We start from the raw sequence: 18,134 nt of genomic DNA, 5'->3' as shown, positions 1-18,134 counted from the left end.
ACCGGACGCACGCGCGCATGCGGGCAACCACCCGCGGGCACGCGTGCCCGGGGTGTGACTGCTGCCTGCGTCAGCCCTCGACGCCTGCCCGCTGGAGAATGATCTCCCGCACCCGCCCCGCATCGGCCTGACCCCGGGTGGCCTTCATGACGGCCCCCACGATCGCGCCGGCCGCCTGCACCTTGCCGCTCTGGATCTTCTCCAGCACGTCGGGCTGTGCGGCGAGCGCCTCGTCCACGGCCTTCTCGAGCGCCGAGTCGTCAGAGACCACCTCGAGGCCTCGAGCAGCGACCACGTCCGCGGGCGACCCCTCGCCTGCCAGCACGCCCTCGAGCACCTGGCGAGCCAGCTTGTCGTTGATGCGGCCCTCGTCGACCAGTCCCTGCAGCTCGGCGACGTGGGCGGGCGTAACGGGGAGGTCGCGCATCGCCACGTCGCGGTCGTTCGCGGTCCGCGCGAGCTCGCCCATCCACCACTTGCGCGCCGCCTGGGGCGTGGCGCCCGCGGCGACGGTCGCGGTGATGAGGTCCAGCGCATCGGCGTTGACCGCGTCGCGCATCTCGAGATCGCTGAAGCCCCAGTCCTCCTTGAGGCGGGCCCGCATCTTGGCGGGGTGCTCGGGCAGCGTGCCGCGCAGCTCCTCGACCCACTCCCGGCTCGGCTCGACCGGCAGCAGGTCGGGCTCAGGGAAGTAGCGGTAGTCCTCCGCCTCCTCCTTGGATCGCCCGGGCGTCGTCGAGCCGGTGTCCTCGTGCCAGTGACGGGTCTCCTGCACGACGGGCTCGCCGGCGAGCAGCAGCCCAGCCTGGCGCGAGGCCTCGTGATGGATGGAGCGCTCGATGGCACGCAGCGAGTTGACGTTCTTGGTCTCGCTTCTCTTGCCGAACGGCACGGCGTTCTGGTCCTCACCAGGAGCGGCCTTGGGTCGCAGCGACAGGTTCACGTCGGCGCGCACCGAGCCCTGCTCCATGCGGCCATCGGAGATCCCGAGCGCCTTCACGATGTCGCGGATGGTCGCGACATACGCGCGGGCGACCTCAGCGGTGCGCGCACCCGCGCCCGTGATGGGCTTGGTGACGATCTCGACCAGCGGGACGCCGCCGCGGTTGTAGTCGACGAGCGAGTGGCTCGCGCCCTGGATTCCACCGGTGCCACCCACGTGGGTGTTCTTGCCGGCGTCCTCCTCGATGTGGGCGCGCTCGATGCCGATGGTCACGACGGTGCCGTCGTCGAGCACCACGTCGAGGCTGCCCTCGAAGCAGGTGGGCTCGTCGTACTGGGAGATCTGGTAGTCCTTCGCCAGGTCCGGGTAGAAGTAGTTCTTGCGGGCGAAGCGGCTCGATTCGCGGATCTGGCAGCCGAGCGACAGGCCCAGCCGGATCGCGGACTCGACCGCCTTCTCGTTGGTCACAGGCATGGACCCCGGGAGGCCCAAGCACACCGGGCACACCTGAGTGTTGGGCTCGGCCCCGAACTCGTTCGCGCAGCCACAGAACATCTTGGTCTTGGTGTTGAGCTCGACGTGGACCTCGATGCCGAACACCGGGTCGAACTGCTCCATGGCCTGCTCGTACGTCAGCGCGGTCACTTAAGCCACCTCCAGCTCGGGGGCCTGCGCAGCCAACGGGCCGCCCCAGTCCTCGGCGAGCGCCTTCTCGAGCGCGGCGCCGATGCGGTAGAGCCGCGCGTCCTCATGTGCGGGGGCGAGGATCTGGAACCCCGCGGGGAGCCCGTCCTCGGGTGCCGTGCCCGAGGGCAGCGACATGCCAGGAATGCCCGCGAGGTTGGCGGGGATGGTGGCGACGTCGTTGAGGTACATCGCCAGCGGGTCGTCGATGCGCTCGCCGAGCTTGAACGGCGTGGTGGGCGTCGTGGGGCTCACCAGCACGTCCGCCTTCTCGAAGGCGGCCGCGAAGTCGCGCTGGATGAGCGTGCGGACCTTCTGCGCCGAGCCGTAGTACGCGTCGTAGTAGCCGGCGCTCAACGCATAGGTGCCGAGGATGATGCGGCGCTTGACCTCGTCACCGAAGCCCTCCGCACGGGTCGCCCCCATGGTGCGCTCGATGTTTCCCTTCTCGACGCGCATGCCGAAGCGCACCGAGTCGAACTTCGCCAGGTTGGACGAGGCCTCCGACGGCAGGATCAGGTAGTACGCCGCGAGGGCGTACTCGAAGGACGGGCAGGACACCTCGACGACCTCGGCACCGAGGGCGCGGAGCTTGTCGAGTCCCTCCTCGAATCGCTGCTCGACACCGGCCTGATAGCCGTCGCCCGAGAGCTCCTTGATGACGCCCACGCGCACGCCTGAGAGGTCGCTCTCGCGTCCCTGACGCGCGGCGTCGACGCAGCCGGGGACGGGCTCGTTGAGGCTGGTCGCGTCCATCGGGTCGTGACCGCCCATGACCTCGTGAAGCATCGCGGCGTCCTCGACGGTGCGCGCGCACGGGCCGAGCTGGTCCAGTGAGCTGGCGAGAGCGATCGCGCCGTAGCGAGACACCCCGCCGTAGGTGGGCTTGACCCCCACGGTGCCAGTCACGGAGGCGGGCTGGCGGATCGAGCCGCCGGTGTCGGAGCCGATGGCGAGCGGGGCCTCCCACGCGGCGATCGAGGCCGCGGAGCCACCGCCCGAACCACCGGGGATGCGGTCGAGGTCCCACGGGTTGCGAGTGGGACCGAACCCCGAGTGCTCGGTCGACGAGCCCATCGCGAACTCGTCCATGTTGGTCTTGCCGAGGATCGGCATGCGCGCCTCGCGGACCTTGCGGGTCACCGTCGCGTCGTACGGCGGTTCCCATCCCTCGAGGATGCGCGAGCCGGCCGTCGTGGGCATGCCCTGGGTGACGAGGATGTCCTTGATCGCGATGGGGACGCCCGCGAGCGGCGGCAGGTCCTCTCCGGCGGCGCGGGCCTCGTCGACCTCGCGGGCCGTGGCGAGTGCGCCCTCGGTGTTGATGTGAAGGAACGCGTGGACATCGCCATCCACGGCGGCGATGCGGTCGAGGTGGGCCTGGGTGAGCTCGACGGAGGTCACCTCGCCTGCCTTCATGGCCGCGGCCATCTGCGCCGCGCTCAGGCGGGTCCAGTCGTGAGGGGCGGTCATGCCTCCTCCCCCAGGATCTGGGGAACGCGGAATCGGCCGTCCTCGGCCTCCGGCGCGCCGGACAGCGCTGCCTCCTGCGACAGCGAGGGACGGACCACGTCCGGGCGGTGCACGTTGGACATCGGGATGGGGTGGCTGGTGGCGGGGACGTCCTCGCCAGCGACCTCGGCGACCTTGGCCACCGAGTCCACGATGTCGTTCAGCTGACCACCCAGCCGGTCGAGGTCCTCGTCGGTCATGTCGATGCGTGCGAGCGCCGCGAGGCGCGCCACGTCTGCGCGTTCAAGAGACATGCCCCCGAGTGTAGTGGCGGCGCGCACGCCGTCTCCCCCGCGCATCGGCCGCCTGCCCGGCTGGCCGCGCTCTCCCCCACCGGGTTCGCGTCGGTGCGCGGGTGGCGGCTCAGGGCTCCCAGGAGTAGCCGATGAGGCGAATGCCGCCTTCGGCCTCCGAGACCTTGGAGACGCTGCCGTCGGCGTTGTCGATCACGGTCCAGTCGAGGTCCTCGCGGCGCGTGAACCCCATGCGCTCGTAGAGGCGGTGCGCGACGTGCATGGACTCCATGGTCGACAGCACGATGCGCGAGGCGCCCTTCTCGACGGCCAGATCCATCGCCGCGCGCGTGAGCGTCTGGCCGATGCCGCGCCCCCGCTCGATGGGTGACACCGCCAGCATGCGCAACTCGAACTCGTCGCCCTGCGCGAGCTCGACGAAGCTCGATCCAGGCGGCACCACCGTGATGGTGCCCACGACCGGGCCCTCACCCTTCTCGCCGTCGGCCATCATGAGCAGCAGGGCGTCTTCGGCGCGGGCGTGAGCGTCCTTGAGCTGCGGGATGTACGGGTGCGCCTGGTCGACGAGCCCGTCCGCCAGGTACGCCAACGCGGTCAGCTGCCCGATCTCCGTGAGCCGGCTGGACTCGCTGGGATCGACGATGCGGATGGTCTGGGCCATGACACTCCTTGGACGACCTGCGTGCGGGCTGAATCCAATGTAGCCCACCATCCGCGGGCGCGAGCGGGGCGGCGGCAGGGCCTAGGCGAGCGCCTCCGGCCCGCCGTCGAGGAGTCGTTCGAACTGCGCCTCATCGAGCGTGGGGACCCCCAGCTGCTCGGCCTTGGCCGCCTTCGAGCCGGCGTTCGCGCCCACGACGACGTAGTCCGTGTTCTTCGAGACGGACGATGCGGCCTTGCCTCCGCGCGTGATGATCGCCTCCTTGACGGAGTCGCGAGTGAAGCGCTCGAGCGACCCGGTGGCGACCACTGTCAGGCCCTCCAGGGTGCGCTCGACCGCCTCATCACGCTCGTCGGCCATGCGCACGCCGGAGGCCGCCCACCGCTCGACGATCTCAACGTGCCAGTCGACCGCGAACCAGCGCATCACTGACTCCGCGATCACGGGCCCCACGCCCTCGACTGCCGCAAGATCCTCCTCGCTCGCCGCACGGATGGCGTCCATGGTGCCGAAGGCGGTCGCGAGCGCACGTGACGCGGTGGGGCCCACGTGCCTGATCGACAGCGACACGATCACGCGCCACAGCGGCTGCTCCTTGGCGGCCGCGAGGTTGTCGAGCAGCCGCTGCCCGTTGGTGGACAGGTCGCCCGCCACGCGCACGACGCCGTCCTTCTTCGAGTCCGAGTCGAGGGTGAACAGCGGGACCCGCTGCAGGTCGGTCGCGGTGAGGTCGAACAGGCCGGCCTCGTTCACGAGCACGCCCGACTCCACCATGGCCGCCGCGGCCTTCTCGCCGAGCACCTCGACATCGAGCGCCCCTCGTGAGCCGATGAAGGCGATGCGATCGATGATCTGGGCCGGGCATGCCTTCGAGTTGGGGCACCGCAGGTCCTTGTCGCCCAGCTTCTGCTCGGCGAGCGCGGTGCCGCACGACGGGCAGTGGGTGGGCATGGACCACTCGCGCTCCTCGCCGGTGCGTGCCGCGACCACCGGGCCGACGATCTCAGGAATGACGTCGCCGGCCTTGCGCAGCACCACCGTGTCGCCGATCAGCACGCCCTTGCGCTTGACCTCGTGCTGGTTGTGCAGCGTCGCGTAGGTGACGGTGGACCCCGCGACCGTCACGGGCGTCATCACTCCGTACGGCGTGACCCGCCCGGTGCGCCCCACGTCCACGCGGATGTCCTCCAGCGTGGTGTGGACCTCCTCCGGAGGGAACTTGTACGCGATCGCCCAGCGCGGCGCACGTGAGGTCGAGCCGAGCTCAGCCTGCACGGCGCGGTCGTCGACCTTCAGCACCGCGCCGTCGATCTCGTGGACCATGGCGTGGCGCCGCTTCTCGAGGTCCACGAGGAAGTCCTCGATGGGCCCGATGCCGTCCAGCACCCGCGCGAACTCGCTGACCGGCAGGCCCCACTCGGCGAGCACCTCGTAGATGCCCGATTGGGTGCCGATGCTCGGGTGCGGGGTCGTGACGCCCCACTCGAGCGCGCCGAGGGCGTACGTGGTCAGCGCCAGCGGGCGGGTCGCCGTGACCTGCGGGTCCTTCTGCCGGAGCGACCCCGCCGCCGTGTTGCGCGGGTTCGCGTACGGATCCTTGCCCTCCTCGCGCAGCCGGTCATTGAGTTGCTGGAAGGCCTCGACCGGCAGGTACACCTCGCCGCGCACCTCGACCAGCGCGGGCACGTGATCACCGGCGAGAGCGTGCGGGAGCCCGGCAATGGTGCGCACGTTGTCGGTGACGTCCTCGCCAGTGGTGCCGTCGCCCCGGGTGACTCCCTGGGTGAGCTCGCCATCGACGTACGTGAGCGAGATCGACAGCCCATCGATCTTGGGCTCGCACACGATCCGACGGTCGCCGGCCTCCTTGCCGATGCGCGTGAGCCAGGCCTCGACCTCCACCAGGGAGAACGCGTTGTCGAGGCTCATCATGCGCTCGCGGTGACGGACCGACGCGAACCCAGTGTCTCCGCGCGCCGCGCCCACCACCTGAGTGGGGGAATCGGGCTCGACCAGCTCAGGATGGCTGGCCTCCAGGTCCTTCAGCTCGCGCTCGAGAGCGTCGTACTCGGCATCCGAGATGGTGGGAGCGTCGTCGCCGTAGTAGCGGGCACGATGCTCCTCCACCTGCTGCACCAGATCTTGGTGGCGGACTCGTGGGTCCACCTGCACGGGACGGGAATCGTTGGTCTCGCTCACCCCCCTATCTCACCACGCAGGTCCGACACCCGTGGCGCGAGCATCGGCCCTCGCCAGGCCCCTCCTCGCCCCCGTATCCTGGTGCGGTGCCTTCTCGTCTTGCCCTCCTGACCCTCGCTGCCGCCGTCGCCCTCGGCGGCTGCTCCGTCCTGTCGCCCTCCCCCACGCCGACGGTCACCGTCGAGGCCGTGACCACAGCGACGGCGACCCCCGAGCCGGAGCCCGAGCCGGTGGTCTCCGAGCAGCCGGACCGCGATGACCACGACGATCTCTACGCGCGACCGATATGGCTCGGCACCATCCCCCTCGCGATCCAGGAGGACAACCTGGGGCAGCGCAAGCCCACCCCGGAGGAGCTGCAGGACCGTCAGCTCGCCCCGCGCCCGTGGCTTCCCGACCCCGAGTCCGAGGAGTTCGCGTACGAGATCACCGAGGTGCCGGATGACGTCGCGGCGCGCTCGTCCTGGCGCCGCGAGTGCCCCATCGGTCTGGATGAGCTCCGCTACATCACCATGACCTACTGGGGCTTCGACCAGGAGCCGCACACGGGCGAGATGCTGATCCACCGCGACCGTGCCGAAGAGGTGGTGGGCGCGTTCGAGAAGATCTACGACGCGCGCTTCCCGATCGAGGAGATGCGCGTGATCTCCCTCGAGGAGCACCTGTCCCCGCCCACCGGCGACCAGAACGTCACGAGCGCCTTCTGGTGCCGGCGCGTGGTGGGCGCCGCGACCGTGTGGTCCGAGCACTCCAAGGGGCTCGCGGTCGACATCAACCCGTTCCACAACCCGTACTACAAGGGCGAGGAGCTGTTCCCCGAGCTCGCCGAGTCGTACAAGGACCGCGAGTGGAAGCGCGACGGGATGATCTACGACCCCAGCGTGGTCTACGACGCGTTCGAGGAGATCGGCTGGACCTGGGGCGGCCACTGGGACGGCCGCGAGGACTGGATGCACTTCTCGGCAGAGGGTGGTTGAGCGGCGGGATCCGTCCGTGAGTGCCGGACAGCGGGTTGAAGCCATCCGTAGGGGTCCGTGAGTGCCGGACAGAGTGCGGCCGATGCGCGGGTCCTGGGCGATTCGCCGCTCGGCACGGCAGACTGGTGGAGTGACCACGATTCCGACCGCTGACGACATCGCGCGCGCGGGCGAGGCCATCGCCGCCCACGTGCGCCACACTCCGATCATCGAGATCCCAGGAGAGACGCTCGGCATCGACGCCACCCTGGTGTTCAAGCTCGAGTTCCTGCAGGTGACAGGGGCGTTCAAGGCCCGTGGCGCAACCCACTACGTCGCGACGCAGCCCATCGCGCCCGCCGGGATCGTCGCGGCCTCGGGCGGCAACCACGGCGCGGCCGTCGCCTACGCCGCCCGCGAGTTCGGCCATGAGGCCCACATCTTCGTTCCCACCACCGCCAACCCCTCCAAGGTCGAGCGGCTCCTGAGCCTCGACGCGCAGGTCCACTCGATCGGGGTCTCCTACGGCGATGCCCTCGACGCCGCGGCGGAGTACCTCGCCGAGCACGACGCCACCAGCATCGAGGCCTTCGACGATCCGGTGGTGATGGCCGGTGCCGGCACCGTCGCGATGGAGTTCGACGAGGACTCCCGGGCAAGCTCAGGCCGTGCCCTCGACGCGATGATGCTCGCCATCGGCGGCGGCGGGCTCGCCGGCGGCGCTGCGGCCTGGTGCGGGGATCGGATGCGCATCATCGGCTGCGAGACCGTCGGCACCGCGTCCTACGCGGCCGCCGTCGAGGCCGGAGAGCCGGTGACCGTTCCCGTGTCCGGGGTGGCGGCGGACCACCTGGGCGCTCGGCGCATCGGCGACGTGCCGTGGGCCGCCCTCTCCCGGGCGAAGGCCGAGTCGGTCGTGCTGACCGACGATGAGGTCCTGGACGCGCAGGCCCGGCTGTGGCGGCTGCTGCGCGTGGTCGTCGAGCCGGGCGTCGCCGCCCCCTTCGCCGCGCTGCTCACCGGACGCTGGGTGCCGGAGCCGGGATCGCGCATCGGCGTGGTGCTGTGCGGGGCGAATGTCGTGATGCCCGCCGTGGGACGCGCCCCCATCGTCGAAACGATTTGATAGTCGGCGCGAACTCCGATTGGATGGGCGCATCACAGCGCCCAGGACAGTCGGGGGGACCGGCCTGGGCGCTGTGGGACCCCTCAGTCCGTGCGCGACCCTCGCTACATCTGCGTCGTCTGCCCCATCCCCATGCGGGCCAGCACCGTGTTCTCGACGATCTGGATGACGTTGTAGAGCACCAGCGACACCGCGGTGACCACCACCACTGACGCCCACATATCCGTGAATCTCGCCTGCGCGTAGTAGCCGTTGATGACTCCGCCGATGCCGCCGCCGGTGGCGAGCCACTCGGCGAGCAGCGCGCCCGTGATGGCGCCTGGCACGGAGATGCGCACGGCGGCGAAGAACGCGGGCAGCGACGCCGGCATGGCGATCTTGCGCAGCGCCGTGAGCGACGACCCGCCGTAGACCTTGACCACGTCGAGCATCTGCGGCGACGCGGACGACAGTCCGTAGGCGATGTTCACGAGCGCCGGGAACAGGACGACGATGCCTCCCATCACGGCCGTGGTCCACACCCCGCGGCCGAAGATGAGGATGACCACGGGGGCGAACGCGATCAGCGGGACCGTGCGCAGCAGCAGCGCGATCGGCATGAGCGCCGCCTCGACGCCCTTGGACAACTGGAACACCACCGCCACCACGATGGCGATGACAAGGCCGGCGATGAATCCGATCACCGCATCGCCCAGCGTCACCGCGAGGTTCGCTCCGAGCTCCGCGCGGTTGGCGGCGGCATCCGGTTCGGTCACGAGGTACCGCCACACGTCGACGGGCCCCTTGGCCACATAAGGCGAGAGCCCGAAGACGATCAGCGATCCCTGCCACAGGATCAGCACCGTGACGATGGTCGCGCCGAACGTGAGCAAGGACGAGCGCAGCGCCCGGACCGTGGCCGCACGGGCCTCGGAGCGCATGGTCGTGGCGAGGTCGACGGTCTGCCGCGGGTCGATGACGACGACGTCGGTCATGCCGCGCTCCCCTTCGCCCACGGCGCCGCCATGCGCGCCACCATCCCCACCGCGACGTACGCGATGAGCGCCACGGCACCGGAGGCGAGCGCGATGGCCCACACGCGCGGCGCGTTCAAGGACTGCTGCGCGATCACCATCGCGGGGCCGATGCCCACCTCGACCTTGCCCAGGTACTCGCCGAGGATCGCGCCCAGGAACGCAGCCGGCACCGCGATCTGCAGCGCGGTGAGGGTCGCGGGCAGCGCCGCGATCACGCGCACCTTCCGCAACTGCATCAGGCGCCCGCCGCCGTACACCGCGACCATGTCGAGGCTCGCGCGGTCTGCGGACTTGAGCCCCAGCATCGTGCCCACCACGGAGGTGAAGAACACGCTCATGGCCGCAAGGAAGACCGCGGTCGAGGACGGTTCGCCGGCCGTGGGGACGCCGAGGATGAGCAGCAGCAGCGGGCCGATCGCGACGATGGGGATGCAGTACGAGATCACGGCGAGCTGCATCGCGACGGTCTCCAGGCGCGGCAGCACCAGCACCACGGCGGCGAGCAGCAGCGCCAGTCCGTTGCCCCACAGATACCCCCACGCGGCCTCGGAGAGCGTCACCGAGAAGTTGCGCCAGTAGGACTCCCAGCCGGACTCGGCATAGCTGGCGAGCACTTCCCCTGGCCCGGGGATCGCGGGTGCGCCGCTCGAGCCGACGCTCGACAGCACGGTCACGGACAGCAGCCACCAGAGCGCCACGATGGCCACGGCGCCGATGAGGCTGGTCGCCCACGCCGGCAGCGACCGCGGCATCAGTCGTCCTGCGCTGACATCAGTCGTCCTGCGCCGCGCCGCCCGCGCCGAAGAGCAGGTCGGAGGCGTGATCCACGTAGGCGTGGAACTCAGGGGTGCGCTGAATCTCGGGGGTGCGCGGCCGCGGCAGGTCGATGTCGATGATCTCCTTGACGCGTCCCGGCCGCGGGCTCATGACAGCGACCTGGTCCGCGAGGAAGATCGCCTCCGTGATGCCGTGCGTGACGAGCAGCGTCGTAGCCGGCTTCGCGGCCAGGATCCTCATCAGCTCCATGTTGAGCCGTTGACGCGTCATGTCGTCGAGTGCGCCGAAGGGCTCGTCGAGCAGCAGCACCGACGGCTTGAGCACCAGGGAGCGCGCGATCGACACGCGCTGGCGCATGCCGCCGGATAGCTGCGCAGGCTTGGCCTTCTCGAAGCCCGTGAGGCCCACCAGAGCGATCAGCTCCGAGATGTAGTCCTCATCGACGCTGACGCCTGCGACCTCGAACGGCAGGCGAATGTTCTTGCGCACCGACCGCCACGGCAGCAGGGCGGCGTCCTGGAACGCGATGCCGAGCTCGTTGTAGGCGCGCAGATCCTCGGGCGAACGTCCGTCCACGCGGATGGTGCCCGAGGTGGGCTCCTCGAGACCCGCGAGGATGCGCAGAATCGTGGACTTGCCGCACCCGGAGGGCCCCAGCAGGGCGAGCAGGCTTCCCTGCTCGGTGCTGATGTGAGCGTCCTGCAGCGCGGCCACCGGGCCGCTGCGCGTGGTGAAGACCTTGCTGAGGCCGTCGATGTGCAGGCCGGTGCCCAGGGTGGTCCCCTGGGCACCGGCCTCGCTCGTGCGTGTCATATCAGTCAGGCGTCCGGTCGATCAGCCCGCGTAGTCCACGAGCTCGGGGTACTCCTCGTACACCTCGGCGAGCAGCGACATGTCGAACAGGTCCGCCGCGCTCACCTCGATGCCCGCTCCGGCGAGCGACGCGATGGTCTCCTCCTGAAGCGACTCGGTGATGGCGAACAGACCGAACTCCTCGGTGTCCGGCGAGACCACCAGCTGCTCCGCCTGGGTGGTCGACCCCAGCGCCGAGACCTCGGGGTTGAGCTCCAGATCCACGCCGTACTCCTCGACGGCCAGGCGCGAGCCCTCCGCCGGGTCGTTGACCGCGTCGGTCCAGCCCTTGATCTCCGCCACCAGGAACGCCTTGAGCATCTCGCGGTCGTTCGCGATCGCGTCGTCGGTCACCGTGAAGGTCTCGGCGACGAACGGCAGCCCGTTGTCGGCGAAGGGAAGGTTCGCCGTGGCATAGCCTTCGCTCTCCACGATGAGCGACTCGTTGGTGAGGTACGCGATGAAACCGTCGACCTCTCCCGAGATCAGAGGGGCCGGGTCGTACTGCACCGGGACGATCTCGAGCTCGTCCGGGCTGATGTCGTTGGCGGCCAGCAGCGCGTTGAACAGGGCGGTGTTCGAGTCCTGGACGCCGATGCGCTTGCCGATGAGGTCCGCTGGGGTCAGGATGTTGCCACCATCGGCCAGCGACAGCACCGTGAACGGGTTCTTCTGGTACGTCGCGCCGATGATCTTGAGCGGTGCGCCCTCGTTGCCGATGCCTGCGCCGATCGAGACCGCATCGGACAGCGCCACGTCAACGGTTCCCGACACGAGCTCGGCGACTCCGGTCGACGGTCCAGGCACCAGGTTCACCGTGTCGAAACCGGCCTCCGTGTAGTACCCCTTCGAGTCCGCGAAGAACTCGCCTGCGAACTCTTCGTTCTTGATCCACGACAGCTGGACGGAGATGTCTCCGTACGATGCCGCCTCCGCGGGGGCCGTGCCCGACGCGTCAGGCGTCGCGGAGCCCTCGTCGGATGAACCCGACGCGCAGGCCGCGAGCGACAGTGCGGCGGCGGCTGCGACGGCGGTGGCGGCCATCCGCTTGGCACGTGAACCGAATGCCTCAACAAGCAGGGACATGAATGCTCCTTCGTCCACAGTGACGCGCCCCAGAGCCCCGGGGCGCAGTGTCCCGCTCGCCATCAGCAGCGGGCTCCCCCTCCCTGGGGTGTCACTGCGCTGGACACTACGACCGGGCTGTTTCCGCCACCGATCCCCTGGTGTTTCGCGGACGTAAATTTCCCGCCGAATGGCGAGAGGAGGCGTCACACTCGTGGCAGATTCGTCAGGAGCACGGCCGATGCGATGGCCGGGGCACGGGGTTCAGGAGAAGGTGGAGACGTGGATCTGACGGCGGTTCAGGGGGTGAGGGTGGCGCGCTCGCGCGCGGACCTCGCTCTGGTCCCTGGCGAGCGCTACCTTGCCGGGGGCACGTGGCTGTTCTCCGAGGACCAGCCGGGCGTCACCGGCCTCGTCGATCTCTCCGCGCTGGGCTGGGACGAGCTCGCGATGACCGCCGAGGGCGGCCTGCGCATCGGCGCGATGACCACCATCGGTGCGCTCGAGCGATGGGCGGGCGCCGCGACCTTCCCCGCGGCGGCGCTGTTCGGCCAGTGCGCCGAGTCCCTGCTCGCGAGCGCCAAGGTGCGCGCGGCCGCCACCGTCGGGGGCAACATCGTGCGTTCCTACGCCGCCTCGTCCATGGTCGCGCTCGCCGCGACGCTGGATGCCACGGCGACGATCTGGAGCGCCGACGGCACCGAGCGTGTGGTTCCTGTCGCGGACCTGCCCACGGGCAATGGCACGACCGCGCTCGCCGCGACCGAGGTGCTGCGGGACATCCTGTTCCCTGCATCGGCCCTGGGGGCGCGCACGGCCCATCGCCGCATCGCGCTGGCGCAGCACGGGCGCTCCGGAGCGCTGCTGACCGGGAGGCGCGATGCGGACGGCGCCTGCACGTTCGTCATCACCGCCGCGACGCTCACCCCCACGGTGCTGCGGTACCCGACGCTGCCGCCGGCGGCCACGCTGGACGCCGATGTGCGCGGCGCCGACGGCTACTACACCGACCCCCTCGGGACGGCGGACTGGCGGCGCCAGGTGAGCGCGGTGCTGCTGGCCGAGGTGCGCGAGGAGCTCGTGCCATGAGGGTCGACGGCGATGAGATCACGGGAACGCCGGCGCCCGGTCAGTGCCTGCGGACATTCCTGCGCGAGGAGGGGCACACGGCCGTCAAGAAGGGCTGCGACTCGGGTGACTGCGGCGCCTGCACCGTGCTGGTGGACGGCACGGCGGTGCACTCGTGCCTCACGCCGGCCTTCCGTGCCATGGAAAGCGAGGTGACGACGGCGGCCGGGCTCGCCCCCGACGACGAGCTCAGCGCGATGCAGGAGTCCTTCGTGGACCACTTCGGGTTCCAGTGCGGCTTCTGCACTCCTGGCATGGTCGTGGCGGCGTCGGCACTCACCGAGGACCAGACGGATGACCTCGCGCGCCAGATGCGCGGCAACCTGTGTCGCTGCACCGGGTACCGCGCGATCCAGGACGCGATCCAGCACTGCGGCGATGCGCGCGAGGGCTGCGGCGGGTGCGAGCGCGGCCTGGTGCGCACGGCCGATGCGCGGGTCGGGGTCGAAGGGGTCGGGGCCGCGGCCTCTCCCCCGGCCGCGAGGCGCGTGGTGCAGGGTCGCGAGCCCTTCACGTTCGACGAGCTTCCCGAGGGCACCGCGCACCTCGCCGTGGTGGGATCGCCCCACGCCCATGCGCGCATCGTCGCGATCGACGCCTCCGCGGCGCTGGCGATGGAGGGCGTGCTCGCCGTACTCACCCACGAGGACGTGCCGCAGGGCCGGTTCTCGACGGCGCGGCACGAGCACCGCACGGACGATGCGGACGACACCCGCGTGCTCGACGACACGGTGCGGTTCATCGGCCAGCGAGTCGCGGCGGTGGTGGCGGAGAGCGCCCGGATCGCACGCGAGGCGGCGCGCGTCGTCCGCGTCGACTACGAGGTGCTGCCCGCGGTGCTCGACCCGGAGGCGGCACGCGCCCCTGGCGCACCGTTGCTGCACCCCGACCGCACGCCATCGGAACGCGTCGCGGACGCCGGGAGGAACGTCGTCGCCCAGGCCCACAGCGAGGTGGGCGATGTGGAGTCGGCCCTGGACGCCTCGGCCGTGACCGCATCGGGCACGTGGACCACCTCACGAGTGACGCACGCTCAGCTCGAGACCCACGGCTCGATCGCGTGGGTCGCGGACGACGGTCGGCTCACGGTGCGCACCAGCTCACAGGTGCCGTTCCTGGTGCGCGATGAACTCGCACGGCTGCTGGGCCGTGAACCGGCCACCGTGCGGGTGTTCACGGCGCGAGTGGGCGGTGGGTTCGGCGGCAAGCAGGAGATGTTCACCGAGGACATCACGGCGATCGCGACGCTGGCCGTGGGGCGACCCGTGGCCTACGAGATGACTCGCGACGAGGAGTTCACGCGGACAGCGGTGCGCCACCCGTTCCGGGTCTCGGTGCAGGCCGGCGCGGATGCCTCGGGACGGCTGACAGCGCTGGCGGTGGACGTGCTCAGCGACACCGGCGCGTACGGCAACCACGCCGCCGGCGTGCTGTTCCATGGCTGCCACGAATCCATCGCGATCTATCGGGTGCCCGCGAAGCGGCTCGACGCCGAGGCGGTCTACACCAACAACGTTCCCTCGGGCGCGTTCCGCGGGTACGGGCTGGGGCAGGTGATCTTCGGCATCGAGTCGGCGCTCGACGAGCTCGCACTCGAGCTGGACATGGACCCGTTCGAGCTGCGGCGCCTCAACGCCGCACGGCCCGGCGACCCGTTCGTGGTGGCGGGCGCCCCTGACGACGACATGGTGTTCGGCTCGTATGGGCTCGATGAGTGCCTCGAGCAGGCGCGCACGGGTCTCGCCGCCCCCGATGACGTCACTGCGCCCGACGGTCCGGCGTGGTCGATCGGCGAGGGCATGGCGGCCTCGATGATTGCGACGCTGCCGCCACGCGGTCACCGTGCCGTGGCGTCCGTGAGCGTGGGGTCGGACGGCGTGTATCGCGTGGGCATCGGCACCGCGGAGTTCGGCAACGGGTCCATCACCGTGCACTCCCAGATCGTGTCCGAGGTCATGGGCGTGCCACGCGACCAGGTGGTGCTGACTCACTCCGACACCGACGCGACCACGTACGACTCGGGCGCATTCGGATCGACGGGCATCACCGTCGCGGGCAAGGCGCTGCACGCGGCATGTCTCGAGCTACGCGAGGCGCTGATCGCGGCCGGGGCGCGCGTGCTGGGCGCCGAGGCGAGCGACTGCTCTCTCCAGGCCGACGGCGTACGGGGCCTGGGCAGGACGGCCCCGTGGGAAGTGGCGGTCGCCGCCGTCGACGCGGCGCACTCGGTTGACGGCGCGGCGCGCGCCGAGTCCTCCCTGGATCAGTACGTGCGATCCGTGTCGTTCAACGTGCAGGCGTTCCGCGTCGCCGTGAACCGTGACACCGGGGAGGTGCGGATCCTGCGGTCCGTGCAGTCGGCGGACGCGGGCACCGTGATGAACCCCGAGCAGTGCCGCGGTCAGATCGAGGGCGGCGTCGCGCAGGGCATCGGCTCGGCACTGTACGAAGAGGTCATGATCGACCCGGACGGTGCGGTGGAGAACCCCGCCTTCCGGCAGTACCGGGTACCGCAGATGGCGGACGTGCCTCGCACGGAGGTGCTGTTCGCCTCGACGTCCGACGAGCTGGGCCCCTATGGCGCGAAGTCGATGTCGGAGTCGCCGTACAACCCCGTGGCGCCCGCGCTGGCGAATGCGATCCGGCGGGCCCTCGGCACGCGACCGTATGCGCTGCCGATGTCCCGTGACCGCGTGTGGCGGCTGGCGGCCACCGCGGACTGACCGCACCCACCGCGAGGAGCTCGGATCAGGCGAGGGCGGCGCCCGCGTGGATCGGACCCACGGTCTCGCTGAGCCGCGGCGCTTGACTCGCACGCGCATCGGCGACGATCTCGGCGACGATCGAGATCGCGGTCTCCGCGGGAGTCACCGCGCCGAGGTCCAGGCCGATGGGGCTGCGCAGGCGTGCGAGTGCCTCTGGGTCGACGCCGGCCTCGCGCAGCAGCTCGCGCCGGCGCACGTCGGTGCGACGCGAGCCCATGGCGCCCACGTACGCGGCGTCGGTCGCAAGCGCAGCGGCCAGGGCGGGGATGTCGAACCGTTCCTCGTGCGTGAGGACGCAGATCACGTCACGGGGACCCACGTCAGTGCCTGCCAGGTACTCCCCTGGCCAGGCACGGATCACCTCGTGCGCATCGGGGTGGCGTGCGGCCGTGGCGAACGCCGGGCGCGCATCGACCACGGTGATGCGATAGCCGAGCGGGCGCGCGGCAGTGGCGAGCGCTGACGAGAAGTCGACGGCGCCCACGATGATCAGTCGCGGTGCTGCAGGGCGCCTCAGGTGGAGCACGCCGTCCTCCAGCCGGGTGGCGACGTCATCGGCGGCGATCGTGGTCGAGACCGTGCCCTCGGCGAGCGCGAGATCCAACGCGGCCGCTGCGCCGCCCACAGCCGCGCGCAGCTGCTCACGCACCTCCGCATCGGCCGGCGTGAGCACCGTCGCAATCACCGAGAGATGGCCGCCGCAGGACAGACCTGCCGCGAGCGCGTCGTCGTCGGACAGCCCCAGGGTCGCGGCGGGCGCGGCATCGCCGTCGAGAACGGCCGAGGCGAGCGCGTGCGCCTCGGACTCCACGCAGCCACCCGAGATGGCGCCGATCACCTGGCCGTCATCGGTCACCGCCATCGCGGACCCGACGGCGCGAGGCGCGGAGCCGTGCACGGCTGCGACCGTGACGACTCCCACCCGATGGCCGGCCTCGAGCACCCGCTCGAGCTCGGCGGCGATGTCCAGCATGAGCCCAATCTAGGCGGCGGACGTTTCGCGCGCGTTGCGGCTCGGAGGCGAGTCCGCGTCAGGACGCGTCGAGGTCGACCGCGAAGTCACGCCCGAGGAGCGACCCGAGCCTGCGCGTGGCCGCCCCCAGCTCGGCACGGGGGATGTCGCCCGCCTCCGGGAACCAGACGACGGCGAGGCTGTCGCGCTCTGCCCGCCACGTGCCAGCGACCCTTCCGGAGTGCAGCACCACGCTCGCCCCCCGGGTGACGGCCTGACGGCGCTCTGGCGGCACCACCACCGGGTCGGCCGTGCCGGGTCCGAGGACCCACTGGTCGTAGCCAGGCAGCAGCACCACCGACGTGTCGCCATGGTGGGACCGGAGCTCCCCCACATGCTCGCCCGCGCACAGCATCGGCTCGCCATCGACCTCCACCGTCACAAGCTCGGCGTCGAGCCCCGCCACCCACGCGGCGATGCTCCGTTTGGCGGCGCCGAGACCCTCGCCCAGCCAGTAGTGGAGGCGGCTCACGTGCGCGGGTCCGTACGCGCCCAGGTACGCCATGACGGCCGCAGGGCCGGCGACCTCGAGAGGGGGGAGTCCCTCCCAGCCCGCCAGCGCATCGGGCCGCTGATAGGTCACCACGCCGTCGCGGCCCGGGCCGAAGCACATGTCCCCCTGCCACGCGAAGGGCTTCAGGAACGCGTCATCCGGCTTCATGAAGGCCGGCCGCAGGTGAGAGAACCGCGCGATCCTGGTCACCTCGGTCGCGATCTCGTCGCGTGACAGAGGACCCGCCGCGAGCGCCTCCCGAACGGCGGCGCGCAGGTCCGGCCAGTCGGCGGGCTCGAGGCCGTAGTAGCTCACCCACGACGCGCGCTCCCACATACGGCTCGAGGCGCGGAGGGCCATCGCCACCCCGGCCGTGCGCGGAGTCATGAGGTGCGTCGCACCCCGGTAGGCGTAGGTCAGCATCAGCTCCCCCTCGCGCCGCGCCAACGCCGCCACCCCCGGTTCCGAGGAGCCGAGCCGCGCCCGAATCGCGAGGTCCGGGTCACCCGAGATCGCCGGCACGGCACCGAGCCGGTCCACGACTGCCACGGCGGACTCCGCGGGCGTCGTCAGGAAGTGCCGCCCGAGCCGCCACGACAACGCCTGCTCTCGAGTGATCGTCACCGCCGAGGCTCCGTCCCCGCGAGTCCGTGCTCGCTGACCACAGTGTCGGCCATGCGACGCGGATCGC

General features: G+C 70.8%; 15 protein-coding genes. 4 read left to right on the top strand and 11 right to left on the bottom strand.

The window, feature by feature from the left end; translation table 11 throughout:
* Window positions 1-70: 70 nt before the first annotated feature.
* The 5 genes from gatB to ligA all read right to left on the bottom strand — a co-directional run bounded on the left by gatB (window position 71) and on the right by ligA (window position 6,253).
* On the bottom strand, window positions 71-1,588 hold the full coding sequence (gene gatB, locus QQX02_RS09765; RefSeq protein WP_301142751.1) for an Asp-tRNA(Asn)/Glu-tRNA(Gln) amidotransferase subunit GatB: 1,518 nt from the start codon (window positions 1,586-1,588) through the stop codon (window positions 71-73).
* Window positions 1,589-3,100 (bottom strand): Asp-tRNA(Asn)/Glu-tRNA(Gln) amidotransferase subunit GatA, encoded by a 1,512-nt coding sequence (gene gatA / locus QQX02_RS09760; protein ID WP_301142749.1) that lies wholly within the window; start codon window positions 3,098-3,100, stop codon window positions 1,589-1,591.
* A complete protein-coding gene (gene gatC / locus QQX02_RS09755; RefSeq protein ID WP_301142748.1) occupies window positions 3,097-3,393 on the bottom strand; it encodes an Asp-tRNA(Asn)/Glu-tRNA(Gln) amidotransferase subunit GatC in 297 nt (98 codons plus the stop codon). The genes gatA and gatC overlap by 4 nt, the downstream gene beginning before the upstream one ends.
* A gap of 109 nt (window positions 3,394-3,502) precedes the next feature.
* Entirely contained in the window at window positions 3,503-4,054 is a 552-nt protein-coding gene (locus QQX02_RS09750; protein WP_301142747.1) for a GNAT family N-acetyltransferase, read from the bottom strand.
* Between the two features lie 81 nt (window positions 4,055-4,135).
* Window positions 4,136-6,253 carry an NAD-dependent DNA ligase LigA gene (gene ligA, locus QQX02_RS09745; RefSeq protein WP_301142746.1) on the bottom strand — a complete coding sequence of 706 codons (2,118 nt, stop codon included), beginning with the start codon at window positions 6,251-6,253 and terminating at the stop codon, window positions 4,136-4,138.
* Between the two features lie 86 nt (window positions 6,254-6,339).
* Here ligA and QQX02_RS09740 point away from each other — a divergent pair, with 86 nt between their 5' ends.
* Together QQX02_RS09740 and QQX02_RS09735 are read left to right on the top strand one after the other, a co-directional pair.
* Complete coding sequence (locus tag QQX02_RS09740) at window positions 6,340-7,230, top strand: M15 family metallopeptidase (RefSeq protein ID WP_301142745.1); 891 nt, start codon at window positions 6,340-6,342, stop codon at window positions 7,228-7,230.
* Window positions 7,231-7,360: 130 nt separating this feature from the next.
* On the top strand, window positions 7,361-8,335 hold the full coding sequence (locus tag QQX02_RS09735; RefSeq protein WP_301142744.1) for a serine/threonine dehydratase: 975 nt from the start codon (window positions 7,361-7,363) through the stop codon (window positions 8,333-8,335).
* A gap of 104 nt (window positions 8,336-8,439) precedes the next feature.
* On the opposite strand, the gene QQX02_RS09730 is transcribed toward QQX02_RS09735, so the two are convergent.
* Genes QQX02_RS09730 through QQX02_RS09715 form a run of 4 tightly spaced genes read right to left on the bottom strand, consistent with a single transcriptional unit; the run spans window position 8,440 to window position 12,066 of the window.
* On the bottom strand, window positions 8,440-9,309 hold the full coding sequence (locus QQX02_RS09730) for an ABC transporter permease (protein ID WP_301142743.1): 870 nt from the start codon (window positions 9,307-9,309) through the stop codon (window positions 8,440-8,442).
* Window positions 9,306-10,103: an ABC transporter permease gene (locus QQX02_RS09725; protein ID WP_301142742.1), complete on the bottom strand. Its 798-nt coding sequence runs from the start codon at window positions 10,101-10,103 to the stop codon at window positions 9,306-9,308. Before QQX02_RS09725 ends, QQX02_RS09730 begins: the two co-directional genes overlap by 4 nt.
* A gap of 19 nt (window positions 10,104-10,122) precedes the next feature.
* Window positions 10,123-10,941 carry an ABC transporter ATP-binding protein gene (locus tag QQX02_RS09720; RefSeq protein ID WP_301142741.1) on the bottom strand — a complete coding sequence of 273 codons (819 nt, stop codon included), beginning with the start codon at window positions 10,939-10,941 and terminating at the stop codon, window positions 10,123-10,125.
* Window positions 10,942-10,962: 21 nt separating this feature from the next.
* A complete protein-coding gene (locus QQX02_RS09715) occupies window positions 10,963-12,066 on the bottom strand; it encodes an ABC transporter substrate-binding protein (RefSeq protein ID WP_301142739.1) in 1,104 nt (367 codons plus the stop codon).
* Window positions 12,067-12,327: 261 nt separating this feature from the next.
* Between QQX02_RS09715 and QQX02_RS09710 the strand changes: the two genes are divergently transcribed.
* Both QQX02_RS09710 and QQX02_RS09705 read left to right on the top strand, forming a co-directional pair.
* Window positions 12,328-13,134, top strand: a complete 807-nt coding sequence (locus tag QQX02_RS09710) for an FAD binding domain-containing protein (protein WP_301142737.1) — start codon at window positions 12,328-12,330, stop codon at window positions 13,132-13,134.
* The gene (locus QQX02_RS09705) at window positions 13,131-15,896 is read left to right on the top strand and encodes a molybdopterin-dependent oxidoreductase (protein ID WP_301142735.1); all 2,766 of its coding nucleotides are present in this window, start codon (window positions 13,131-13,133) and stop codon (window positions 15,894-15,896) included. Before QQX02_RS09710 ends, QQX02_RS09705 begins: the two co-directional genes overlap by 4 nt.
* 25 nt (window positions 15,897-15,921) lie before the next feature.
* Here QQX02_RS09705 and QQX02_RS09700 read toward each other — a convergent pair whose 3' ends face one another.
* Both QQX02_RS09700 and QQX02_RS09695 read right to left on the bottom strand, forming a co-directional pair.
* Complete coding sequence (locus QQX02_RS09700; RefSeq protein WP_301142734.1) at window positions 15,922-16,911, bottom strand: XdhC family protein; 990 nt, start codon at window positions 16,909-16,911, stop codon at window positions 15,922-15,924.
* 58 nt (window positions 16,912-16,969) lie between these two features.
* On the bottom strand, window positions 16,970-18,067 hold the full coding sequence (locus QQX02_RS09695; RefSeq protein WP_301142733.1) for a DNA glycosylase AlkZ-like family protein: 1,098 nt from the start codon (window positions 18,065-18,067) through the stop codon (window positions 16,970-16,972).
* Window positions 18,068-18,134: the final 67 nt, after the last annotated feature.

It is taken from the genome of Demequina muriae, assembly GCF_030418295.1.
Lineage (GTDB): Bacteria > Actinomycetota > Actinomycetes > Actinomycetales > Demequinaceae > Demequina > Demequina muriae.
Note: the sequence above shows the minus strand (reverse complement) of the source record. Positions and strands in the feature narration are given on the sequence as shown.

Coding starts and splice junctions, on each gene's coding strand:
- gatA (WP_301142749.1), bottom strand. CDS start 3,100: ATGACCGCCCCTCACGACTGGACCCGCCTGAGCGCGGCGCAGATGGCC.
- gatC (WP_301142748.1), bottom strand. CDS start 3,393: ATGTCTCTTGAACGCGCAGACGTGGCGCGCCTCGCGGCGCTCGCACGC.
- QQX02_RS09750 (WP_301142747.1), bottom strand. CDS start 4,054: ATGGCCCAGACCATCCGCATCGTCGATCCCAGCGAGTCCAGCCGGCTC.
- QQX02_RS09730 (WP_301142743.1), bottom strand. CDS start 9,309: ATGACCGACGTCGTCGTCATCGACCCGCGGCAGACCGTCGACCTCGCC.
- QQX02_RS09725 (WP_301142742.1), bottom strand. CDS start 10,103: ATGCCGCGGTCGCTGCCGGCGTGGGCGACCAGCCTCATCGGCGCCGTG.
- QQX02_RS09720 (WP_301142741.1), bottom strand. CDS start 10,941: ATGACACGCACGAGCGAGGCCGGTGCCCAGGGGACCACCCTGGGCACC.
- QQX02_RS09715 (WP_301142739.1), bottom strand. CDS start 12,066: ATGTCCCTGCTTGTTGAGGCATTCGGTTCACGTGCCAAGCGGATGGCC.
- QQX02_RS09705 (WP_301142735.1), top strand. CDS start 13,131: ATGAGGGTCGACGGCGATGAGATCACGGGAACGCCGGCGCCCGGTCAG.
- QQX02_RS09700 (WP_301142734.1), bottom strand. CDS start 16,911: ATGCTGGACATCGCCGCCGAGCTCGAGCGGGTGCTCGAGGCCGGCCAT.